Source organism: Streptomyces sp. NRRL S-920 (assembly GCF_000717945.1).
Taxonomy (GTDB): domain Bacteria; phylum Actinomycetota; class Actinomycetes; order Streptomycetales; family Streptomycetaceae; genus Streptomyces; species Streptomyces alboniger.
Genome location: NZ_JODF01000006.1, coordinates 65,044 through 87,257, shown reverse-complemented (window position 1 = coordinate 87,257; position 22,214 = coordinate 65,044). Strand labels below are relative to the sequence as shown.

Sequence of the window (22,214 nt, the reverse complement as noted above, 5' to 3'; positions counted from 1 at the left end):
AACTCGCTTCGAAAACGCTTGTGTTCACGGTCGGGCAGTCGATACCGTCCCCCATAGTGAACGGATGCGTTCACTAATTCACTTTCGGGGGAACGCTCGTGACCCATGATCAGATAAATACGCAATCACCCGCGCCCGAGCCCCATCGCGGCGCACGCCCCTCGCACCCCGGCATCGCCCTCACCGTGATCGCCGCGTGCCAGCTGATGGTGGTGCTCGACGCCACGATCGTCAATATCGCCCTGCCTCAGATGCAGACCGCGCTGGAGTTCTCCACCAGCGACCTGACCTGGGTGATCAACGCCTACGCACTCACCTTCGGCGGGTTGCTGCTGCTCGGCGGACGCGCCGGTGACCTGCTCGGCCGCCGCCGCATGTTCATCACCGGTATCGCCGTCTTCACGCTCGCCTCGCTCCTCGGCGGCTTCGCGCAGGAGCCCTGGCAGCTGCTCGCGGCCCGTGCCCTACAGGGCGTCGGCGGCGCCATCGCCTCGCCGACCTCCCTCGCACTGATCGCCACCACCTTCCCCGAAGGGCCCGAACGCAACCGGGCCTTCGGTGTCTTCGCCGGCGTCTCCGCGGGCGGTGGCGCCGTGGGCCTCCTGGCGGGCGGCGTCCTCACCGAGTGGCTCGACTGGCGGTGGGTGCTGTTCGTCAACGTACCCATCGGCGTGCTCATCGCCCTCCTCGCACCGCGCTACATCAGGGAGTCCGAGCGTCATCCCGGGCGGTTCGACCTGACCGGTGCGCTCACCTCGACCCTCGGTATGGCCTCTCTCGTCTACGGTTTCATCCGCGCGTCGGAGGAGGGGTGGCGCGACGACCTCACCCTCGTCTCCTTCGCCGCCGCGTTGGTGCTGCTCGCCGCCTTCATCTTCGTCGAACGGCGTACCTCGCAACCGATCACCCCGCTGAGGCTGTTCGCGGACCGCAACCGCTCCGGCACCTACGCGATCATGCTCAGCCTCGCTGCCGCGATGTTCGGCATGTTCTTCTTCATCGTGCTCTTCGTGCAGAACGTGCTGCGCTACAGCCCCATCGAGGCGGGCCTCGCGTTCCTGCCCGTGGCCGTGGCGATCGCCATCGGCGCGGGGCTCTCCAGCAACCTGCTGCCCCGCCTCGGCCCCAAACCCTTCATGGTGTCGGGGTGCCTCCTCACGGCCACCGGAATGGCCTGGCTCACTTTCATCGACCCGGACAGCTCCTATCTGGGCGGCCTGCTGGGCCCCATGCTGCTCTTCGGCATCGGTATGGGCCTCAACTTCGTCACCCTCACCCTCACCGCCGTGTCCGGCGTCTCCGACAGCGAATCGGGTGCCGCGTCCGGCATGCTCAACACGACCCAGCAGGTCGGCGGCGCCCTCGGCCTGTCCATCCTCACCACCGTGTTCAGCACGGCCGGCAAGGACGAGGGGAAGACTCAGGTCCAGAAGTTCCTTGCCGAAGGCACTCCTGAGCAGAAGGCCCTGTTCGCCAAGACCCATGAACTTCCCGCGCCGTGGAGCGACGCCGTCCTCACCCACGGCATCGGCAACGCCTTCATCGCCGCGGCCTCACTGGCGGTCGCGGCCGCGCTCGTCTCCCTCTTTGTCATCCAGGTCCGCAAGAGCGATCTGGAAGCGCTGAGCGGCAAGGCGGGCTCCTCGGCCATCTGACCATCACCGAGCGCGCGTTCGAAGGCTCTGCCTGGCGTGGGGCCTTCGACGAGCAGCTGCCGCCCGGCGGCTTGTATCAGGGGTAGGGGACGCCCGTACGCCCCTCATCACAGACTCCCCAGTCCACCGAGGGTGGCCGTGCCTCGATGATCCGCCGGGCCCTGGACTCGCCGAGGCTCATCGCGTACCACGGGCCGCGCTCCGAGCCGAGGCTCTCGGCGATGGGCTTGAGCGCGCAGGAGCGCCGCGGTTCCGGCAGCTTGTCGAGTGCCGGCACCGCGTCCGCGGACAGCTGGCGCGCGTAGTCAAGGTCGAGCTTGCCGGTGTCCTCGTACCGCTGCACATTGCGCTCGGCGATCATCGCGTCGGGTGACAGCAGACCGAAGGCGAGCACACCCGCCGCGGCGCTCACGGCGACGGCGCGCGGCAACCATCGTGCGCCCCAGACTCCGGCAGCCATGATCAACAGGATGATCACGCCGAGCCACAACTCCACGGCGACGACCGAGATCCTGAGCCTGGTCAGCCCGTACGCCTCTACATACATGTCCATACGGCGCACCGCGGAAGCCACCACGACGAGTGTCAGCGCGCAGAGCGAGCCGAGTACCGCGCGTACCAACGCGCGGTCCTTGGCACCGTCACGCGGGGCCCACCGCAGTGCGAACACGATGACGAGCAGCGTGAGGAGGGTGGCCAGGAGCAACTGCCAGAATCCCTGCCGGGCGTAGGCGGCGTAGGAGAGGCCGGTCTTGTCGAGGACGGCGTCATAGCCGCCGAAGAGCACCGCGAGCTGGACTCCGTTGAACGCCGCGAACAGTACGTTGAGCACGATCAACGGCAGTGCCCACTCCATACGACCGCGAGCCCTGCCGGGCTTCACCGCGAGCCGGTCCCACCGCAGGGGGGAGGCGGCCGTGTGCGCGGCGGCGAGCGCGCCGACGGCACCGACGGTCAGGAGCAGGACGCGCCAGGGGGCGCCGACCAGGGAGGTGTCCGGTATCAGATCGCCGAGCAGGTCGGCGAAGGCGGCGTCCGCGCTGGCGAACAGCGCGCCGAAGACCAGGAGCAGCCCGGCGGTCACCGCCGCCGCGCGCATCGCGGGTCCGGCGCCGCGCGCGCTGCCCGCACGCTCCCGCACTCCGCGCCAGCCCCAGACGATCCCCTTCCAGAGCGCGTCGAAGAGGCCGAGTGGACTCAGGAGTATCCCGAGCCAGGTCCGGCAACCGTGCAACGCGAGCGATCCGAGCGCTATCGAGGAGACGATCGCGAGGAACGTCGGCCATCCCGCGTCGCGCAGGGCGGGCACGACCAGCAGCGCGAGTCCGCCGACCGCCCACGTCAGCGACCAGGGGCGCGGCCGACGACCGGCCGTCCGGGAGGCGAAATAGGCGGCGAGCGCGGCCGGGACGGCGACGATCAGCAGATTGATCGCCAGACCGTCGCCGAGGAGCAGCATGCTCAGTACGCCGGTGGCGAGCACGGCCCAGAGCGTGGCCGCCCGCACGGGCTCGGGAGGCTCCGCCCGCAGATCAGCGAGGAGCGGGGCCTGCTCGGGCATTGGATAACCCCAGGCGCCATATGGCTGCTGCGGCCCTCCGCCTCCCCTCCCACCCGCCGGGTGCTGCGTCGGGCCCGGGGCCTGCGGCGGCACCTGTGACTGCACCTGCTCCTTCGGTTGCGCCCCAGGCTGAGGATCGGCCCGGTCATCGACGCGGCCGGTCGCGCCGCCCGCAGCCGCCTCGACGCCCTCACGGGGCCCTTGGCCACCCGACGGCTCGGACTCAGACGGCTCTGGCACCTGCGCCGCATCGCCTCCCGGCGGTCTGGTACCTTCAGCTGCTGTGTCGCCATCGGCTGATGTGTCGGACACGGGACCCCCTCCCGGCCGGTTCATCCGCGCGGCACGCGGCGTGGACAGGTGGCCGCAGGGCTGCCGGGACCGGCATCTCGTTCAACGCACGCACGTCAAGATCAACCGGCGGGCGGCATCAGCCTATCCGCGCGGCCGCCCCAGCTTCCGCCGCGAACACCGCTGTGGCACGACCGTGACCTCGGATCGCCCGGCCTGTCGGCAACGTCCGGAATCAGGCCTTCCCGACGGGCACCCAGCCGGGCAGCGCCTCGGTCCGCTCCAGCCACTCCACGGGCGGCGCCCCACCGTCCCCGGAAGCGATAACGCCTCCCACGATGGCGCAGGTCGTGTCCATGTCGCCACCCACCTGGGCGGTCTCCCAGATGGCCCGCTCATACGTCCCAAGGCCACGCGCGGCCGACCACAGCGCGAAGGGCACCGTGTCATGGGCCGTCGTGCGGCGCCCGCATCCCAGGACCGCGGCGACCGTCGCCGCGTCCCCGTAGTCGAGCATGTCCCGCGCCCTGCGCAGCCCCGCTCCCACGGCACTGCGCGGCACCAGCGCGATGACGCCATCGAGGAGCGCCTTCGGCGTGGGCGGCCCAGCGGGATCGGCCATCAGCGCCGCCGCAGCGGCCACCGCCATGGCGCCGACCACGGCCTCCCGGTGCTGATGCGTGGGGTAGGCCGAGATCTCCGCCTGGTGCGTCGCCTGCTCCGGGTCGTCCGCATACCAGGCACCGAGCGGGGCGATCCGCATGGCCGCGCCGTTGCCCCAGGACCCCTGCCCCTTGAAGAGCGCCGAGGCCAGCTCACGCCAGTCCCCGCCCTCACGAACCTGCCTCAGCAGCCGGTTCACGGCAGGGCCGTACCCGCGGTCGAAGTCGTGGTGCTCAGCGAAGGACTGGGCGAGCGCGTCCTGGTCGATCCGGTGGTGCTTGCTCAGGACGGCCAGCACGGAGCAGGCCATCTCGGTGTCGTCGGTCCACTGCCACGGGGCGTCCGGCAGCTGTCGGTGCTTGAGCAGTGGGTAGTGCGCGGGCACGAAGAACTGGGAGCCCAGCGCGTCCCCCACCGCCAGTCCGCGCAGGCTGGCCAGAGCGCGCTCCAGGCGCCGGTCGGGAGAGAAGTCAGCGGTCATCGCCCTGCCACTCTATCCGGTGACGCCGTACGGCTCCGGCTCGCGCCAGCGTTCAAACGGCCGGTCCAGCGCGTACTTGCCGTCCTCGCCCAGCACCAGCATCCTCATCTCCCCGTTCCCCGGGTTGGAGAGCGATTCGAACTCGGCCACCGACCAGTGGAACCAGCGCATGCAGAACAGCCGCATGGTGAGCCCGTGCGTGACGAGCAGGACGTTGGGCGGGTGGTCCGGGGCCTCGAAGCTCCGGTAGAGGCTTTCCAGGAAGGCCCCCACCCTGTCGTAGACATCGGCTCCCGACTCGCCCTGCGCGAAACGGTAGAAGAAGTGCCCGTACGCGTCCCGGTACGCCTTCTGTAGGCGCACGTCGTCCCTGTCCTGCCAGTTGCCCCAGTCCTGCTCCCGCAGCCGCGGCTCCTCTCGCACCCTCACCAGCTCGGGGTCGAGCCGGAATGCCTGGAGCGTCTCGTGCGTGCGGCGGTAGGGCGAGACGTAGACGCTCACCCGCTCCTGGCCGAGCACCTCGCGGAGCCGTTCTCCCACGTCCGTCGCTTGGGCCCAGCCCGTCTCGGTGAGTGCTAGCGCGTGATCGGGTTCGCGCTCGTACACGGTGTCGTCGGCGTTGCCCGCCGACTCGCCGTGCCGGACCAGGATGATGCGCCGCGGGCGTGCCATGCGGAAACCCTAGATCGGTGCGGAGTCGAGCGGGTCAGCCGGGTAGCCGTCCGGACTCCATCCGGCGTATTCGGCCGGTGAAACGCCGGCGCAGCAGCCGGTCGTGCGAGACGACGACCAGCGCGCCTGTCCACTGGTCGAGCGCCGCCTCCAGTTCCTCGACCAGGCCGAGCGCCAGGTGATTGGCGGGCTCGTCGAGCAGGAGCAGGTCCGCGGGCCTGGCGAGCAGGCGTGCGAGGGCCAGCCTGCGGCGCTGCCCGGCGGAGAGCGCCCCCACCGGGACGTGCAGGTCGCGGTCCCGGAAGAGGCCGTATGACAGCAGCACTTCCGTCTGTTCCTCCTCAGTCAGCCCGAGGCCCTTGCCGAACACTTCGAGGACGCGTTCAGCGGGTCGCGTTACCGGTATCTCCTGGGCGAGATAGCCGATCCTCCCTCTGCGGACGACAGTTCCCTCATCAGGCTCCAGGACGCCCGCCATAGTGCGCAGCAGTGTGGATTTCCCAGCGCCGTTACCCCCGTGGATCAGCAGCCGCTCGCCCGCCGACACGGTCAGCTCGTCCACGGCGAGCCGCTCGCCCACGCGCACATCCCGCAGGGTCACCAGCGCTCCTTCGGCGGCTCCCGTCGTGGGGCGCGCCGCGAACCTCAACGGCTCGGGGGGCCTGGGCACCGGCTGCTCCCGAAGCTTGCGCAGCCTCTCTTGCGCGTTGCGTACGCGGCTCGCGACCGAGGCCTGGACCCGGCCTCCTGCCCGGTCATACGCCATCTTGTTGTTGTCCTTCATCGCGCGGCCGCCCGCGACGGCGTGGGCGGTGGTGGCCATGAACTCCTGGAGACGGCTCGTCTCCTCGCACCATTGCGCGTACTCCTGCTCCCAGCGCGTGCGGGTGGCTGCCCGTTCGGCGAGAAGTCCCTGATAGCCGCCGCCATGGCGCACCACTGTCCTGCGGTCGGCGTCCACTTCGAGGATCGCGGTGGCGACCCGCTCCAGGAATGTGCGGTCATGGGAGACCGCGACGACCGTCCCGCGATGTGCCGTCAGGGCGCCCTCCAGCCAGTCCAGCGCCCCCTCGTCCAGATGGTTGGTCGGCTCGTCCAGGAGCATGACTTCCGGCGCGGCCGCGATCAGGCAGGCCAGACCCAGCCGTGCCTGTTCGCCGCCGGACAGGCTGCCAAGGGTCCTGTCCTTGCCGATGTGCCCGAGCCCGAGGCCGTGCATCGCCTTGTCCACGCGCGCGTCCGCCTCATAGCCGCCGCGCAGTTCGAAAGCGGTGAGCAGATCGCCGTACTCCCCCAGTGCCTTTCCGGTGGCGGAGCCAAGCCCGGCTTCGAGGTCGCGCAGTCGCCGCTCCATGGACCGCAGCTCGGCGAGCGCCGCGTCGATCGCGTCCCCGACCCGCCGGTCCGCGGGCAGCTGGGGAGTCTGCGCGAGCAACCCCGCCCCCTGCTCGGCGACGGTCACCACCTCACCCTCGTCGGGTTGTTCGTCGCCGGACATCAAGTGCAGCAGTGTGGACTTGCCCGCGCCGTTCTCGCCCACGACGCCTATGCGCTCGCCCGGCCTGATCGCGAGGGACACGCCGTCGAACAACATCCGCTCGCCACGGGCCTTGGTCACGCCATGCAGAGAGATCTGAGTAGGCAAGGGCACCCCCGGTTTCGAAAACCACTCCAGTCAAACGCAACCATCGTCGCGTTAATGTGAGCGTGACAGACTGCGCGAGCTAACGCAACATCGGTTGCGGTAAATTCCCCCGGGAGTGGGACGGACAGACGTCCCGGCACGGGGCGACGAACAACCGGCACGGGCGACGGAGAGGGGCGAGTCATGACCGACACACGTGGTGCCGCTGGTCAGAGCGGTCGAGTACGCGGCACCGAGCAGCGCGCACCCGAGGGAAAGGAACGGCAGGGAAAGGGACAGGACGGAAAGGAACGGCCGAGCCGGTCAGGCGGAGACGGGGGCGAGTCGGCGGAGGCGACGGCCGCCCCCGGCACCCGTCGCCCCGGCGGCCGCACGGCCCGCACCCGCGCCGCTGTCCGCGACGCCGTGCTGAGCGGTCTCGCCGACCACGGCTACCCCGGCCTCACCGTCGAGTACGTGGCCGACCACTCGGGCGTCCACAAGACCACGCTGTACCGGCGCTGGGGCGGCCTCGAAGGGATGGTCGCCGACGCCCTGGACATGGCGGGCGAGGACACCTGGACCGCGCCGGACACCGGCAGCCTGGAGGGCGACCTTCGCGAACTGGCCCGGGAAGTGGTCGACTCCTTCACCGACGAGGCGACGGCCGCGGCACCCACCGCGTTCATCGCCGCGGCCTTCCAGTCGGAGCGGGCCGCCAAAGCCCTCCACGCCTTCTATGCCGAGAGGTTCAGCCGCTGCGAGGCAGTCGTCGCCCGCGCGGTGGAGCGCGGTGAGGCAGCCCCGGACATCGACCCCGCGGCGCTCGTGCGCGCCGTATCGGCACCTCTGCTGCTGCGCGTATTCATCACCCGCGAACCGATCGACACGGCTCTCGCCGACCAGTCGGCGGCGGCTGCCGTCGCCGCGGCACGCGCGGGAGCGTTCACCAGGCGATGACGGCGGCCCCGGCCCGCGCTCGCCCGGGCCCGCCGGCTTCGCGGCGCGGGCGCGGCCCACGGCACTCCTGGGACAACCTGGCCCGCGCGAAGGACCAACGCCGTCCACGAAGGCTCCGCCTCACACCGTCCACGACGGTTCCAACTGCACGATGTCCCCGGCGAGCGCGGAGACATCGGCGTCCGTCTGCGCGCGCAACGAAAGACGCTCCACCCGTTCGACGCGGTACTTGCCGTGCTCGGCGGCGGACTGCCACATGGAGAGCACGAGGAATTCATGTCCGGGCGCCTCGCCGAAGAGCCCGCGCACCATTCCGGGCGATCCCGCCATCGCCGGATTCCAGACCTTCTCCTGCATCAGGGCGAAGTGCTCCACACGCGCTTCACGGACCCGGCAGTGCGCGACGCGCACCACGTCGGCGTCCGTGAAACGCGGCTCGAACCCCGTCTTCACGTCGAAACGGTGATCGAAGAGCTTGGCCTGAAGATTGTTGTACGTACCCCCCTGCGCGGCCGCCAGACGGTCGTGCGAGCGGGCCATGAAGGAGTCGTAGAAGGCGCGGCTCTCCCAGAAGGCGAAGACATGGGCAACGCCCGCCCGTTCTCGACTCCACCCCCCGCCCTGCCCCCGGAACCCCGGCTCACCCAAAAGCCCCGCCCACTTTCGCTGCCCTCGCTCGAACCCCCGACGGTCCACCACGGTGCAGCGAATCCACTTGACCAGCACCGCGCCATCGTACGGCGCGGCGCGCGGCCAGGGTCATGCTCCGGTGTAGTGCACCCTGATCAGCTCGGCCGAATCGTCGGCATCCAGCTCAATACCGAACTGCCGAGCGAGAATCCCCGCCAATTCGCCCACAGGAACGCTCCGTTGAACCACCGAGCCGTCCGGGTGCGTCACGCTCAGCTGATCGCCCACAAGCCTGCGGCGTGCCTCCGGAGCGGCCTTCTGCAACACCGGTTGCCGAATGAAGGACGACCGGGGGTGGGTCGACGTGTAGTGGTTCATCACTACGTAGTCGACGGGTAGACGCGGCTCAAGGGAGTAGGCGTACAGGTCGAACCACCCGTCGGAGCGCCACGTCCGCAGGACCAGCGGGCCTTTGTCGCCCTCGCGGTCGATCCGGTAACGCCACTCTCCTTGCCGCGCTTCCTCCCCGTCGCGCAGCCGGATCGGTTCGAGCAGCCCATCGGCGCCGAAGCCGACATCGCAGTGCCACTCCTCCCCGTCCGCCTCGATTTTGAGGAGCATGTGCGTCACCGCGCGCGTGATGGAGGCTCCGGCCCGCACGCGCGCCCCAAGTCCGGTGACATGGAAGCCGATACGTTCGAGGGCCGCCGCGAAGAGCAGGTTCTGTTCGTAGCAGTAGCCGCCCCGCCGCCTGCGCACCATCTTGTCCTGCAACGCCGCGAGATCTAGCGGGACCGGCCGCCCGAGCATCATTTCGAGGTTCTCGAAGGGGATCGCCGCCACATGCGCCCTGTGGAGCGCGCGCAGAGTATCCAGATCCGGTTTCGTCTCCCCCGTGTGCCCGAGTCTCGCCAGATAGGCGTCGAAATCGAGTTCTTCCCCGTTCCATGTCATGGGGCAATGATCTCCGCAGCCGCGGCGAGCGCCAATCCGCGCGCGCCGCCGTGCTGGTGCGCGCGCTCCTGACCAGGGGCGCTACGCCGTTGTCAGTCATGCGTCGTAGCGTGTGTGTGGGACATCCTGGCGGAACGGCAGCGCCAGGTCACGAGGAGGGGGAAGCTCAGTGAGCAGTGTCAGCAAGGGAATCAAGAAGGTCGAAGTCGCTCTCAAGTGGGACCCGAGCCCTGCCGGTTCCCCACCCCACGACCTCGACCTCATCGCCGCCACCTACACGTCGGACGCTCCGTACGGAAGCCCGGTCTACCTCGTGCACTTCGACAGTCGCTCCCCCGACGGCACGATCACCCTCAACCGCGACAGCAGGACGGGCCAGGGCTTCGGCTTCGACGAGGTCATGGTTTTGGAGCTGGACCGTCTCGCGCCCAGGTACGCGCGCGTGGTGGTGGGCGTCGCGATCCAACAGCAGGAGGAGCAGAGGGTGTTCGGCGACATCCCGAACACCGCGGTGAGGATCCGCGAGGGCTACACGGAGCTGGCACAGAACGATCTGGCCGGCGTCGCCGCGCACACGGCCTCCACCGTCGCCGAGTTCATCAGGGACGAGTCCGGGGCGTGGTCGTTCCGCGAGGTCATCCGCGGCTTCGACGCCGGTCCGACGGAATTCGCCTCCCTCATGGGCGCCAAGATCTGACCCCGGGCACGCCGAAATCTGACACCGGGCACGCCGAACTCTCGCACTGAGCACGCCGAAATCTGACACCGGGCACGCCGAAGGGGACCGGCACGGAGCCGGTCCCCTTCGTGAGCGGTCAGCCTCCTGAGCTGTCAGCAGGCCTCAGGAGGCTGATCCCCTGATCAGCTGCAACCGCTGGTGGAGCCGCAGCCCTCGCAGATGTAGCAGGAGCCTGCCCGCTGCATCTTCGTACCGCAGGAGAAGCACAGCGGCGCGTCGGCCTGGATGCCCAGCTGCATCTCGACCAGCTCGGCGCTGGTGTGCGCCTGCTGCGGGGCGGGCGTGGCCGCCTCGGTCTCGGCCTTCGGCGTGGCGACCGCCTTCAGCGACTCGGTCTGCCGCGGAGCCGACTGGGCCAGCCCCTCGACGTCGACCTCGGAGTCGTCCAGCGACGGCTCGTACGAACCCGTCTCCAGGTGACGCTGACGCTCCTCGGCGGAGTGGATGCCGAGCGCGGAGCGCGTCTCGAAGGGCAGGAAGTCCAGCGCCAGGCGGCGGAAGATGTAGTCGACGATCGACTGCGCCATCCGCACGTCCGGGTCGTCCGTCATACCGGCCGGCTCGAAGCGCATGTTCGTGAACTTGGAGACGTACGTCTCCAGGGGCACGCCGTATTGCAGACCGACCGAGACGGCGATCGAGAAGGCGTCCATCATGCCCGCGAGGGTGGAGCCCTGCTTGGACATCTTCAGGAAGACCTCGCCCAGACCGTCGTCGGGGTAGGAGTTGGCGGTCATGTACCCCTCGGCGCCGCCCACCGTGAAGGAGGTGGTGATGCCGGGACGGCCCTTGGGGAGGCGCTTGCGGACCGGACGGTACTCGACGACCTTCTCGACCGCGGCACGGATCGTGTCCTCGGCCTTCTCGGTGATCTCGGTCTTCTCCGCCTCCTTCTTCTTGGCGGAGAGCGGCTGGCCGACCTTGCAGTTGTCGCGGTAGATGGCGAGCGCCTTGACGCCCATCTTCCAGGCCTCGAAGTAGACCTCTTCGACGTCCTCGACGGTGGCGGTCTCCGGGAGGTTGACCGTCTTGGAGAGGGCGCCCGAGATCCACGGCTGGATCGCGGCCATCATGCGGACGTGGCCCATCGCGGAGATGGAGCGCTCACCCATGGCGCAGTCGAAGACCTCGTAGTGCTCGGTCTTCAGGCCCGGGGCGTCGATCACATTGCCGTTCTCGGCGATGTGGGCGACGATCGCCTCGATCTGCTCCTCCTGGTAGCCCAGGCGACGCAGGGCCTGCGGCACGGTGCCGTTGACGATCTGCATCGAGCCGCCGCCGACGAGCTTCTTGAACTTCACCAGGGCGAGGTCGGGCTCCAGGCCCGTGGTGTCGCAGGACATCGCGAGACCGATGGTGCCGGTCGGGGCGATGACGGACGCCTGGGAGTTACGGAAACCGTTCTTCTCACCGAGGCGGATCACGTCCTGCCAGGCCTCCGTGGCGGCGGCCCAGATCGGCGTGTCCAGGTCGTCGACACGGATCGCCGAGGCGTTGGCGTCGGCGTGCTGCTTCATGACGCGCTTGTGCGGCGTGGCGTTGCGGGCGTAGCCGTCGTAGGGACCGACGACCGCGGCCAGCTCGGCGGAACGCTTGTACGAGGTGCCCGTCATCAGCGACGTGATGGCACCGGCGAGGGCACGGCCGCCGTCGGAGTCGTACGCGTGACCGGTGGCCATGAGCAGGGCGCCGAGGTTGGCGTAGCCGATGCCCAGCTGGCGGTAGGCGCGGGTGTTCTCGCCGATCTTCTGGGTCGGGAAGTCCGCGAAGCAGATCGAGATGTCCATCGCGGTGATGACCAGCTCGACGACCTTCGAGAAGCGCTCGGCGTCGAAGGACTGGGTGCCCTTGCCGTCGTCCTTCAGGAACTTCATCAGGTTCAGCGAGGCGAGGTTGCAGGACGTGTTGTCCAGGTGCATGTACTCGCTGCACGGGTTCGAGCCGTTGATCCGGCCGGACTCCGGGCAGGTGTGCCAGGCGTTGATGGTGTCGTCGTACTGGATGCCGGGGTCGGCGCAGGCCCAGGCGGCCTCGGCCATCTTACGGAAGAGCGACTTGGCGTCGACCTCCTCGATGACATCGCCGGTCATCCGGGCGCGCAGGCCGAACTTGGAGCCGGACTCCACGGCCTTCATGAACTCGTCGTTCACACGGACCGAGTTGTTGGCGTTCTGGTACTGGACGGACGTGATGTCGTCGCCGCCCAGGTCCATGTCGAAGCCCGCGTCGCGCAGGGCGCGGATCTTCTCCTCTTCCTTGACCTTGGTCTCGATGAAGCCCTCGATGTCGGGGTGATCGACGTCGAGGATGACCATCTTGGCCGCGCGGCGCGTGGCGCCACCGGACTTGATCGTTCCGGCGGAGGCGTCGGCGCCGCGCATGAAGGAGACGGGGCCCGAGGCGTTGCCTCCGGAGGAGAGCAGTTCCTTGGAGGAACGGATCCGGGAGAGGTTCAGGCCGGCGCCGGAACCGCCCTTGAAGATCATGCCCTCTTCCTTGTACCAGTCGAGGATCGACTCCATGGAGTCGTCGACGGCCAGGATGAAGCAGGCGGACACCTGCTGCGGCTGGGGCGTACCGACGTTGAACCAGACCGGCGAGTTGAAGCTGAAGATCTGGTGCAGGAGGGCGTACGCCAGCTCGTGCTCGAAGATCTCGGCGTCGGCGGGCGAGGCGAAGTAGCTGTAGTCCTCGCCGGCCTTGCGGTAGGTCTTCACGATGCGGTCGATCAGCTGCTTGAGGCCGGTCTCGCGCTGCGGGGTACCAACGGCCCCGCGGAAGTACTTGCTGGTGACGATGTTGACCGCGTTCACCGACCAGAAGTCGGGGAACTCGACGCCACGCTGCTCGAAGTTGATCGAGCCGTCGCGCCAGTTGGTCATGACGACGTCACGGCGCTCCCAGACCACCTCGTCGTACGGATGCACGCCGGGGGTCGTGTGGATGCGCTCGATGCGCAGACCCTTGCTGGCCTTGGATCCCTTGGCGCGGGAACCTCGTGCCGGGCCGCTCGTCGTCTCGGTCATGCCGCCTCCCTGTTTCAGGCTAAAACGCCCTGAAGTGCCACGATCTTCCCGTGACACGGATGTGTTTCTGGCGTTGCGGGGCATCACGGAGGAGACCCGCAACAGGTCTGGTTTGCCGCCGGCCGGCCGATCGGCCGATCAGTCGGCGGCGGTGGCGGGCACCGGGACTTCGACAGTCCCTCCGGGCCCGCTGTCATTCACGACACGCTCTCCGCCCGCGCCGCGCGGCTCCGCGTCGAGCCGCTGTTCCCTCAGCTCCCCGATGGCGGCCTCGAAGTCCTCGAGCGAGTCGAACGCCCGGTACACGGACGCGAAGCGCAGGTAGGCGACGAGGTCGAGTTCCTGGAGCGGACCGAGTATGGCCAGTCCGACGTCATGGGTGGTCAGCTCGGCGCTTCCGGTGGCGCGCACCGCCTCCTCGACCCGCTGGCCGAGCAGAGCAAGAGCGTCCTCGGTGACCGGCCGTCCCTGGCATGCCTTGCGGACGCCATTGATGACCTTCGTACGGCTGAAGGGCTCGGTCACACCGCTGCGTTTGATCACCATCAGTGAGCACGTCTCCACGGTCGTGAAACGACGGGAGCAGTCAGGGCACTGGCGGCGCCTTCGGATCGACGTGCCGTCGTCAGTGGTGCGGCTGTCGACTACGCGGCTGTCGGGGTGCCTACAGAAGGGGCAGTGCATGGAACTCCCAACCCTCCTTCATGGCACGACTCATAAGCCTCAACGGGGCCCGTGGGGCCCTCGAAGCAGCCCCAAGCATAGGCGATGCCCAAGCCCCTGAGAGACCAGGGACCACAACTTCTGGGCTGCTGCCGCAATCCAACCACTAGATCTGGGGTTTGGTCGCTTTTCCGACCCCACGCGTGTCGCACGGCCCCGGAACGCCTCGGGCCTACGAAGCCGCCCCTCGCGCCGCTCGGGGCGGGGGTCGGTGCCGGGTTGACGGGGTGCCGGGTGGCAGTATGGGAGATCCACCGAAGGGCTCACGACCCCGGCGGTGAAGCGTACCGTAATGAACCGAATTGCCGTTCGGCACGGGCGTCGGCCATACACCTGGATCCCTGATCACGTCAGGTAATCTTCGATTTTTCACTCGAACGTGTGTTTGGCGCAACCTTTCGAAAGCAACTACCGTTGGCTAGCTAGGGAGAGAACATCTCGAGAGGGGCCGACCGACGTGACCACCACCGCAGACAGCGCCACCATCACTGCCCAGGACCGCTCCCAGAGCCGACTCGAGCCGGTGCATGCCATGAATGACGCAGCCACGAACCAGGAGGGGCCCAAGCCCACGCGCTCCCTGCCAGGGCGACCTCCAGGCATCCGGGCCGACAGCTCGGGGCTGACCGACCGGCAGCGCCGGGTGATCGAGGTCATCCGGGACTCCGTGCAGCGGCGCGGCTACCCACCGTCCATGCGGGAGATCGGTCAGGCGGTGGGCCTCTCCAGCACCTCCTCGGTCGCCCATCAGCTGATGGCTCTGGAGCGCAAGGGCTTCCTCCGCCGCGACCCGCACCGCCCGCGGGCCTACGAGGTGCGCGGCTCGGACCAGCCGAGCAGCCAGCCCACCGACACCACCGGCAAGCCGGCCGCTTCGTACGTCCCGCTCGTCGGCCGCATCGCGGCCGGCGGCCCGATCCTCGCCGAGGAGTCGGTGGAGGACGTCTTCCCCCTCCCCCGACAGCTCGTGGGCGACGGCGAACTCTTCGTACTGAAGGTCGTCGGTGACTCCATGATCGAAGCCGCGATCTGTGACGGCGACTGGGTCACGGTGCGCCGCCAGCCCGTCGCGGAGAACGGCGACATCGTGGCCGCCATGCTGGACGGCGAAGCCACGGTCAAGCGTTTCAAGCGCGAGGACGGGCACGTCTGGCTGCTCCCGCACAACTCCGCGTACCAGCCGATCCCCGGCGACGAGGCGACGATCCTCGGCAAGGTCGTGGCGGTGCTGCGGCGGGTATGAGACTCCGCCCCTGACCGGGCCCCGGAACCAACTGCGCCGGTTCCGGGGCCCTGCTGCGTCCGCCCCGAGCGCCGGCCCTGAGCCCGCCTCGGCACCGGGGCTCCTACGCCTCGGCCGCCTTCGCCGCCGCGTCGATCGCCGCCAGGGAGCGGCGCGCCTGATTGCGGTCCGTCGTGTACCAGAAGTCCGGCAGCGAAGCCCGCAGATAGCTTCCATAGCGCGCGGTGGCCAGCCTGGGGTCCAGCACCGCCACGACACCGCGGTCCCCGGACGCTCGTACGAGACGACCCGCGCCCTGCGCCATCAGAAGAGCCGCATGCGTGGCCGCGACCGCCATGAACCCATTGCCGCCGGCCTCGTCGACCGCCTTCTGGCGGGCGCTCATCAGCGGGTCGTCGGGGCGCGGGAACGGAATCTTGTCCATGATCACCAGCTGGCAGCTGGGGCCTGGCACATCCACGCCCTGCCAGAGCGAGAGCGTCCCGAAGAGGCAGGTCCGCGCGTCGGCCGCGAAGCCCTTGATCAGCTCGCCCAGGGTCTCCTCGCCCTGGAGGAGGATCGGCATGTCCAGGCGGCCCCGCAGCTCCTCCGCGGCGCTCTGAGCGGCCCGCATGGAGGAGAACAGGCCGAGGGTACGCCCGCCCGCCGCCTCGATCAGCTCGGCCAGCTCATCGAGCATGTCGCTGCGCGTGCCCTCGCGCCCGGGCCGGGCCAGGTGCTTGGCGACGTACAGGATGCCCTGCTTGCCGTAGTCGAACGGGGAGCCGACGTCGAGGCCCTTCCACTGCGGCGCGTCCTCGGACTCGGTGCCCTCGGGGGCCAGGCCGAGCGATGCCCCGACGCCGTTGAAATCGCCGCCGAGCTTGAGCGTGGCGGAGGTGAGGATGACCGAGCGGTCGGCGAAGAGCTTCTCCCGGAGGAGACCCGACACGGACATCGGCGCCACGCGCAGGGAGGCCCCGAAACGGTCGTGCCGCTCGTACCAGACGACGTCCCATTCGGAGCCGTTGGTGATGCGCTCCGCCACGTCGTGGATCGACTCCACGGAGGCGAGCGCCTGCTTGCGGACCGCGTCCTCGTCCTGGACCGACTTGTCCCGGGTGGAGCCGAGCGCGGTGATGACCGCGCGCGCGGCGTCACGCAGGGCCATCAGCGCGTACCCGAGGTCTTCGGGGATCTCCTCCAAGCGGCCCGGCAGGGCCAGCTCCATCAACCGCTCGAAGCCCTCGGAAGCGGTCTGGAGCTGGTCGGCCGCCTTTTCGTTGACGAGCTTGGCCGCGCGGCGCACCGCGCGGTTGACCTGCCCGGGGGTCAGCTCTCCCGTGGCCACGCCCGTGACGCGGGAGACCAGCTCATGGGCCTCGTCCACGATCAGCACCTCGTGCTGAGGAAGGACGGGGGCGCCCTCGATGGCGTCGATGGCCAGCAGCGCGTGGTTCGTGACGACGACGTCGGCGAGCTTGGCGCGCTCGCGGGCCGCCTCGGCGAAGCACTCCGCCCCATAGGCGCACTTCGAGGCGCCGAGGCACTCCCTGGAGGAGACGGAGACCTGGGACCAGGCGCGGTCGGAGACGCCGGGGGTGAGATCGTCGCGGTCGCCCGTCTCGGTCTCGTCCGCCCAGTCCCGCATCCTCAGGAGGTCCTGCCCCAGCTTGCTGGTGGGCGCGGCCGCCTCGAACTGATCGAAGAGGCCCTCCTCCTCTTCCTGGGGCACGCCTTCATGGAGCCGGTGCAGGCACAGGTAGTTCGAACGGCCCTTGAGCATCGCGAACTGGGGGCGGCGGCGCATCAGCGGATGCAGGGCCTCCACGGTGCGCGGCAGGTCCCGCTCCACGAGCTGGCGCTGGAGGGCGAGCGTGGCGGTGGCGACCACCACGCGCTCCCCGTGCGCCAGGGCCGGCACGAGGTAGCCGAGGGATTTGCCCGTGCCGGTGCCGGCCTGGACGAGCAGGTGGGAGCCGTCGTCGATCACCTCGGCGACAGTCTCGGCCATGGACACCTGGCCAGGGCGCTCCGTGCCGCCGACAGCGGTGACGGCGGCGTGCAGGAGATCGGGGAGGGAGGGCTTCGTCATAGCGCGACCACCCTACGGTGCCCCACTGACATTCCCGCGATCAAGGCTGATGGAGGGGGTTGGGCACGGTCCCGTGCACGGCGGCGTGGGGGCGCTGGGGGCGGTCGCGGTAGCCATCGAGGAGGAGGCGATTGCGGTTGAGGCACAGCCGCTCGATACGGGGTGTGAGCAGGTCGAACATCTCGTACCGCTCCTTCAGCTCCGGAGCGCGTGCCTGGTGTCGGAGGATCTCGGCGCGTACGGCGGCCCAGAAGTCGGCCTCCGGAACGCCCAGTTGCTCCTCGCACAGCGGCGCCAGATAGCGGAAGACTCCTACGAAGAGCCCGGAGTGGATGAACTGGGTGAGGAATCCGGGAGGCTCGGTGAGCAGTACGTCGCGCACGTCGTCCGGCATGGAGTCGTGCTCGGGCAGCGGCGTTGCACTGACGTTCACGTCGTCCACGAAGTCCTTCACCGCGAGCCGGACGGGCACGTCCTTGTCGTCGAAGACGACGATGGTGTTCTCCCCGTGCGGGGAGAACACCGTTCCGTAGCGGTAGAGGAAGTGCAGCAGCGGGGGCAGCAGGGCGGCGAAGAGCCTGCGCAGCCAGACGGAGGGAGTCAGTCCCGAGCGTTCGACGAGTTCCGCGACGAAGGCCTTGCCGTCCGGGTCGACGTGCAGCAGTGCGGCCAGCGTGCGTGCACGTTCGTCGGGCGCCAGGTGGCGGCTGATCGGCTCGCGCCAGATGGCGCCGAGCAGTTCCCGGTACTGGTACGGGACTTCGGACAGCCCGTCGTAGACCGGGTGTTCGACGGCCACCGAGGCCACCTCGCCGAGCAGGATGACCCCGCACTCGTCGCGCAGGAAGGGGTCGGCGTCGCGCAGCGCGTGCATCCAGGCCGTCACGGCCGGTGCCGCGACCGTGCGCTCTGTCGGGAGGCCCCGCCACACCAGTGTGTTGAGGACCGACAGCGGCAGCTTCACGGTGTGCCGGTCGGGGCGGGACACGTTGAGGAACGTACGGATGGACTGCTGGGGAAGGCGCAGGTCGCCGTCGCTGCCGAGCGGGACGATGGCGTTCGCGGCGACGGACGGAGCGAAGAGCGGCAGCACGATCTCGTCCCACTGCCAGGGGTGGACCGGGAGGTAGAGGTACTCCTGGGGGTCGAGCCCGCGCGCGCGGAGGAGGCCCGCGAAGGACTCCTGGGCGGCGGCGGTCAGCTCGCGCGCGTAGAGCCGCTGGGGGGTGTGCAGGCCGGTGACACCTCGGTAGACCGCGAGGTCGGTGTGGACGGCGATCCAAGGGAGCGTGGTGGAACGGCGGGCCTCGGGCGCCCAGCGGTCGGTGTCGCTCGCGGAGAAACCGATGCGCCCCTTGTTGAGGACGAGCCAGGGGTGGCCGATCTGGTGCCCCTCCAGTTCCGCGTAACCGAGGTCGGCGAGCCGTGTCGCGGCGAGCGCGGTGTGGTCGATACGGGTGTCGGCGCAGAGCGTGACGGTGAGTTCGCGGATCAGATGGCCGAGGGTGGCGCCGTCGAGCCCCAGGGTCCGGCGGGCGAGCGCGAGGAATCGGATCGGGTCGCTGAAGGGGACGGCAGGCGAGCCGCCCTGGGCCAGGGCGAGGCTGGCGGGGTCCACGTGCCAGCCGCCGTATGAGCCGCGGCGGGCCCGAAAAGTGAGACAGGGGCCGCCTTCGTCACCGGCGCGTGCGGAGGGCGCCGCCGATGCGGGCTGCTCGGGCGATGCGGGCTGCTCGGCCGACGCGGTGGTCCCGTCGGTCTCGGGCGTTTCGAGGGTGAGCCGGTACGCGCCGGGCTCGCCCCCTATGACTCGTACGGGCCGGATGATCTCCTCGTACGCGAATTCGCCGACCATCTTGGCGAGCAGACGGCGCCCGGCCGCGCGCCATCGGTCCTGGGTCAGTTCGGGCGGGTCGTAGAGCGCGGTGGAGGGGCGGCAGCTCGGGCTTGCGGACGGATTCGGCACGGGGACTCCTCAGGGAGGGAACCGGATCGGGACGAGCGACGTTCCATGAGTGACGGAGAGTGATCGGGTCAGAGCACTGCGCGCAGGGCCCGGTCACGGACCATGAGCGCCGCCCTTTTGCCGGGCAGGTCCACTTCGGCGGAGAAGCGGAAGCCGGCGCTCAGGAATGCGGAGACGGAGGGGGTGTTGCGCAGGTCGGGTTCTGCGAGGACGCGTGCGCACGCGGGGCGGTGGTCGAGTACGAGATCGGCGACGGCCCGGAGCAGCGAGGTGCCGAGGCCCCTGCCGCGGTTGACGACACCGCCGATGAGGAGGTGGATTCCGGTGTCGTGCGGGCGCGAGGGATAGTGCCGGGCCAGTGGGTCGAGGTCGGCGCGGTAGATCTCCCAGTAGCTCATCGGCATGCCCTCCAGCACGCCCAGACAGGGCACGCTGCGTCCGTCTCCGTCGAGCTGGGGACGCAGGTGGGCCTCCGTGACGGCCTCGGGTCCCGCGAGTTCCCAGAAGGCGGCCACGGCGGGATCGTTCATCCATCGGCTGATCAGCGGGAGGTCGCGTTCGAGGCGGACGGGTACGAGCTGGAAGACACCGGCGGCGGTGGTGGTCGGCCCCCACTCTCCGACGCCGCCGAGGAGGTCGTCCGGCGTGACGGCGCTCGTGGCCTGGTCCGGTGGGCGCTCCCCGTGGCCGATGTGAGCTGCCGGTGGCACGTGCTCTTCGCGCTCGGCGAGCAGGGCGAACAGCTCGTCGGGCAGGCGCAGATCGAGGGTGTCTGCGCCGTCGGCTCCGGAGGCCGCGGATTCGCTCCCGGCGTCGGTGCTCGCATCGGTGGGAGGCACGGGGTCGCTCCTGTCAGAAGAGGTGGGGCATGTTCCTCAGGGATGAAGGGGGTTGGCGATGGTGACGTAGACGGATTGGGTGTCGACCGGGCCGACCAGTTCGTCGAGTCCGTGCAGCCGGGTCAGCAGGTTGGCCTTGCACCGCAGTACGGGTGAGTCGAGCAGCGTCGTGGGCAGCGAGGTGCGCAGCCTGTCGGGTCCGGAGGCGATGTCGCCGAGGAAGCGCCGGAAGGCCGCGAGCAGCAGCCGCTCGTCGGCGAGGCGCTGGGCGCCGAAGGCTCCGATCAGGCCCAGGACGTTGTTGATGCCGAGGTAGTAGGCGAACCGCTCGTCGGTCACCTCGTCGGAGACGAAGGTGTCGCTGTGCCGGCCGATTCCGGGGAGCTGTCGGTCCAGCTCGGCGCGGCGGGACTCCCGGAAGTAGTAGCCCTGGTTGTCGCGGTAGCGGCCGCCCGCGGGCCAGCCGTCGGGGTCGAGCAGGAGGATCGTGTTCTGCTGGTGTGCCTCCAGGGCGACGCCCGCCTCGCTGTCGAGCCACAGCACGGGGCGGACGACGGTTTCCAGGTAGCGCAGGAACCACTCGGTGGCGACGGCTCCTCGGGGGCGGCCCGTCCGCCCGGCCAGCCTGGTGACGGTTTCTCCGAGCCGGGAGCGCATCAGGCGCCACTCCTGGCAGCCGGGAAGCGCCGACGGCTTGGGCGAGACGAGTCCGGCGACACAGGTGGCGTCGTCGCCGGGGCCGAAGGGGTTGTGCCGGATCATGACGTCGAGCCCGGTCACGGGGGCGCCGTCACGGTCGTTGACGGCGAGCCAGGCGGGGTCGCGGACCACGTCGAAGCAGGGGTGGGCGGACTGCCACCGCTCGGCGAGGCCGCTGCGCAGCAGGCGGTGCACCTCGACGCCCCGGTGGAGTTCCTTACGGAGGTTCTCCCGGCGGGAGTTGGTGATGCGCAGGCCGAGGGAGAGCTTGAGCATGGCGGCCGCGCCGGGGCGGTAGAGGGTGCGTACGGAGGAGGTGGGGTGCCAGGGGGTGCCGTGCGGGCCGAGGTCCTGGAGGAGTCCCGCGTCGAGGAGTTCGGCCGCCTCGGGACGGTGCCGCAGCTCGCGGATCTGCCACGGGTGGACGGGGAGGGCGACGTGCCCGTCCGGCAGCGGCAGTTCCGCTCCTGCCAGGCGGGCGGTGAGCTGGTCCGCCGGGACAGCGCGGCCTCGCTCGGTCCACGCCGAGTCGCAGGCGAGCACGGAGCGGTCGACGGCCAGCCAGTGCAGGGCGAGGCTGCCGCGCAACTCCGGTGAGTAGAGGCGGGCCTCGGCGTCGGACAGGCCCTCGCGGCTCTTGGGGGTCGGATGCAGGGGGTGCCCGAGGAGCAGGGACTGTTCGGCGGCGAGGAAGAGGTCGGGATCGTCGTCGGGGCGCTCGCGCCGGTCGGCGATGAACGTGGCGGTCCGGCGGACCGAGTCGGCGACCCGGCCGAGCAGGTCCGCGCCGTCCACGGACCCGGCCGAGGGCGTCGCCCCTTCCGGGGCGGTCGCCTCCCCCGGCTCGGCTTCCGCTTCCGGCTCGGGCTCCGCTTCCGGGTCGTCGGCTGTCGGCCCCGCGTCGCGGCGGGCCGTTTCGCGGCGGAGGAGCGCGGCGACGGTGACCGCGTCGACGGGTGGGGCGCTCGTCGGGCCGTCCTCCAGGTAGGGCAGGCCGAAGCGGTGCCAGCCGGTGGCCGACCAGTAGTGGACGGGGACGAGCAGGGCCGTGCCGCTGGCGTCGAGGGGGACGCGCAGGGGGCCGTGGTCCGGTGCCGGGAGGTCGTTCTCCCTGACCCAGCAGCGCAGGAGGTTCTCGACGGCCGCCGCCTGCGCGGCGATGTGCGGGTCGGGGTGCTCCAGGAGGTCCGTGGACGCGCCGCGCAGGTGCTCGGCCTCTTGGCCGCCACCCTTCTGCCGGGGGACCGTACCGGACTCCGCCACCGGTGAGGATTGCGTGCCGCACGCGCCTGGGGCGTGGGGGTCGGGGCGGCCTTCGGATGCGGGGGTGGCGTTCAAGAGGGGTTCCTTGTGAGGTTGTTCGGGCTCCGTTGTGGCGACGGGGCCGGGCACGCCCGGCGTCTCATGGCCGCGG

At 69.9% G+C, this 22,214-nt stretch carries 16 protein-coding genes; 4 read left to right on the top strand and 12 right to left on the bottom strand.

Annotation, left to right across the window (positions count from 1 at the left end; genetic code table 11):
* Positions 1-113: 113 nt before the first annotated feature.
* A complete protein-coding gene (locus IG54_RS0107020; protein ID WP_063756202.1) occupies positions 114-1,655 on the top strand; it encodes an MFS transporter in 1,542 nt (513 codons plus the stop codon).
* Positions 1,656-1,731: 76 nt separating this feature from the next.
* Here the strand turns inward: IG54_RS0107020 and IG54_RS0107015 are convergent, their stop codons facing one another.
* The 4 genes from IG54_RS0107015 to abc-f all read right to left on the bottom strand — a co-directional run bounded on the left by IG54_RS0107015 (position 1,732) and on the right by abc-f (position 6,968).
* A complete protein-coding gene (locus IG54_RS0107015) occupies positions 1,732-3,216 on the bottom strand; it encodes a DUF4153 domain-containing protein (protein WP_051819318.1) in 1,485 nt (494 codons plus the stop codon).
* A gap of 526 nt (positions 3,217-3,742) precedes the next feature.
* Positions 3,743-4,651 carry an ADP-ribosylglycohydrolase family protein gene (locus tag IG54_RS0107010; protein ID WP_030778613.1) on the bottom strand — a complete coding sequence of 303 codons (909 nt, stop codon included), beginning with the start codon at positions 4,649-4,651 and terminating at the stop codon, positions 3,743-3,745.
* A gap of 12 nt (positions 4,652-4,663) precedes the next feature.
* Positions 4,664-5,323, bottom strand: a complete 660-nt coding sequence (locus tag IG54_RS0107005) for a histidine phosphatase family protein (RefSeq protein ID WP_030778611.1) — start codon at positions 5,321-5,323, stop codon at positions 4,664-4,666.
* A gap of 34 nt (positions 5,324-5,357) precedes the next feature.
* The gene (abc-f, locus tag IG54_RS0107000; RefSeq protein ID WP_030778610.1) at positions 5,358-6,968 is read right to left on the bottom strand and encodes a ribosomal protection-like ABC-F family protein; all 1,611 of its coding nucleotides are present in this window, start codon (positions 6,966-6,968) and stop codon (positions 5,358-5,360) included.
* Between the two features lie 183 nt (positions 6,969-7,151).
* Between abc-f and IG54_RS0106995 the strand changes: the two genes are divergently transcribed.
* Positions 7,152-7,907 (top strand): TetR/AcrR family transcriptional regulator, encoded by a 756-nt coding sequence (locus IG54_RS0106995; RefSeq protein WP_078593797.1) that lies wholly within the window; start codon positions 7,152-7,154, stop codon positions 7,905-7,907.
* Between the two features lie 120 nt (positions 7,908-8,027).
* On the opposite strand, the gene IG54_RS0106990 is transcribed toward IG54_RS0106995, so the two are convergent.
* Entirely contained in the window at positions 8,028-8,633 is a 606-nt protein-coding gene (locus IG54_RS0106990; protein ID WP_030778606.1) for a YdbC family protein, read from the bottom strand.
* A gap of 33 nt (positions 8,634-8,666) precedes the next feature.
* Positions 8,667-9,491, bottom strand: coding sequence for an arylamine N-acetyltransferase family protein (locus tag IG54_RS0106985; RefSeq protein WP_030778604.1), 825 nt, complete (start codon positions 9,489-9,491; stop codon positions 8,667-8,669).
* 112 nt (positions 9,492-9,603) lie between these two features.
* Between IG54_RS0106985 and IG54_RS0106980 the strand changes: the two genes are divergently transcribed.
* Positions 9,604-10,188: a TerD family protein gene (locus IG54_RS0106980; protein ID WP_078593795.1), complete on the top strand. Its 585-nt coding sequence runs from the start codon at positions 9,604-9,606 to the stop codon at positions 10,186-10,188.
* Between the two features lie 164 nt (positions 10,189-10,352).
* Here IG54_RS0106980 and IG54_RS0106975 read toward each other — a convergent pair whose 3' ends face one another.
* Both IG54_RS0106975 and nrdR read right to left on the bottom strand, forming a co-directional pair.
* On the bottom strand, positions 10,353-13,256 hold the full coding sequence (locus tag IG54_RS0106975) for a vitamin B12-dependent ribonucleotide reductase (protein WP_030778601.1): 2,904 nt from the start codon (positions 13,254-13,256) through the stop codon (positions 10,353-10,355).
* Between the two features lie 138 nt (positions 13,257-13,394).
* Complete coding sequence (gene nrdR / locus IG54_RS0106970; protein WP_030778600.1) at positions 13,395-13,940, bottom strand: transcriptional regulator NrdR; 546 nt, start codon at positions 13,938-13,940, stop codon at positions 13,395-13,397.
* 496 nt (positions 13,941-14,436) lie between these two features.
* Between nrdR and lexA the strand changes: the two genes are divergently transcribed.
* Positions 14,437-15,222: a transcriptional repressor LexA gene (lexA, locus tag IG54_RS0106965; protein ID WP_030778599.1), complete on the top strand. Its 786-nt coding sequence runs from the start codon at positions 14,437-14,439 to the stop codon at positions 15,220-15,222.
* Positions 15,223-15,325: 103 nt separating this feature from the next.
* Here the strand turns inward: lexA and IG54_RS0106960 are convergent, their stop codons facing one another.
* From IG54_RS0106960 to IG54_RS0106945, 4 genes are all read right to left on the bottom strand, one after another.
* Positions 15,326-17,296 (bottom strand): ATP-dependent DNA helicase, encoded by a 1,971-nt coding sequence (locus tag IG54_RS0106960; RefSeq protein ID WP_030778598.1) that lies wholly within the window; start codon positions 17,294-17,296, stop codon positions 15,326-15,328.
* A 40-nt stretch (positions 17,297-17,336) separates the two neighbouring features.
* Positions 17,337-19,262, bottom strand: coding sequence for an IucA/IucC family protein (locus IG54_RS0106955; RefSeq protein ID WP_030778596.1), 1,926 nt, complete (start codon positions 19,260-19,262; stop codon positions 17,337-17,339).
* 68 nt (positions 19,263-19,330) lie between these two features.
* Positions 19,331-20,101 carry a GNAT family N-acetyltransferase gene (locus tag IG54_RS0106950; RefSeq protein WP_030778595.1) on the bottom strand — a complete coding sequence of 257 codons (771 nt, stop codon included), beginning with the start codon at positions 20,099-20,101 and terminating at the stop codon, positions 19,331-19,333.
* 36 nt (positions 20,102-20,137) lie between these two features.
* Positions 20,138-22,138 carry an IucA/IucC family protein gene (locus IG54_RS0106945; protein ID WP_030778593.1) on the bottom strand — a complete coding sequence of 667 codons (2,001 nt, stop codon included), beginning with the start codon at positions 22,136-22,138 and terminating at the stop codon, positions 20,138-20,140.
* Positions 22,139-22,214: the final 76 nt, after the last annotated feature.

What these genes read in the sequence shown, in the direction of transcription:
- IG54_RS0106995 (WP_078593797.1), top strand. Translation starts at nt 7,152, where the DNA reads ATGACCGACACACGTGGTGCCGCTGGTCAGAGCGGTCGAGTACGCGGC.
- IG54_RS0106975 (WP_030778601.1), bottom strand. Translation starts at nt 13,256, where the DNA reads ATGACCGAGACGACGAGCGGCCCGGCACGAGGTTCCCGCGCCAAGGGA.
- IG54_RS0107015 (WP_051819318.1), bottom strand. Translation starts at nt 3,216, where the DNA reads ATGCCCGAGCAGGCCCCGCTCCTCGCTGATCTGCGGGCGGAGCCTCCC.
- IG54_RS0106985 (WP_030778604.1), bottom strand. Translation starts at nt 9,491, where the DNA reads ATGACATGGAACGGGGAAGAACTCGATTTCGACGCCTATCTGGCGAGA.
- IG54_RS0107005 (WP_030778611.1), bottom strand. Translation starts at nt 5,323, where the DNA reads ATGGCACGCCCGCGGCGCATCATCCTGGTCCGGCACGGCGAGTCGGCG.
- nrdR (WP_030778600.1), bottom strand. Translation starts at nt 13,940, where the DNA reads ATGCACTGCCCCTTCTGTAGGCACCCCGACAGCCGCGTAGTCGACAGC.
- IG54_RS0107010 (WP_030778613.1), bottom strand. Translation starts at nt 4,651, where the DNA reads ATGACCGCTGACTTCTCTCCCGACCGGCGCCTGGAGCGCGCTCTGGCC.
- IG54_RS0106960 (WP_030778598.1), bottom strand. Translation starts at nt 17,296, where the DNA reads ATGACGAAGCCCTCCCTCCCCGATCTCCTGCACGCCGCCGTCACCGCT.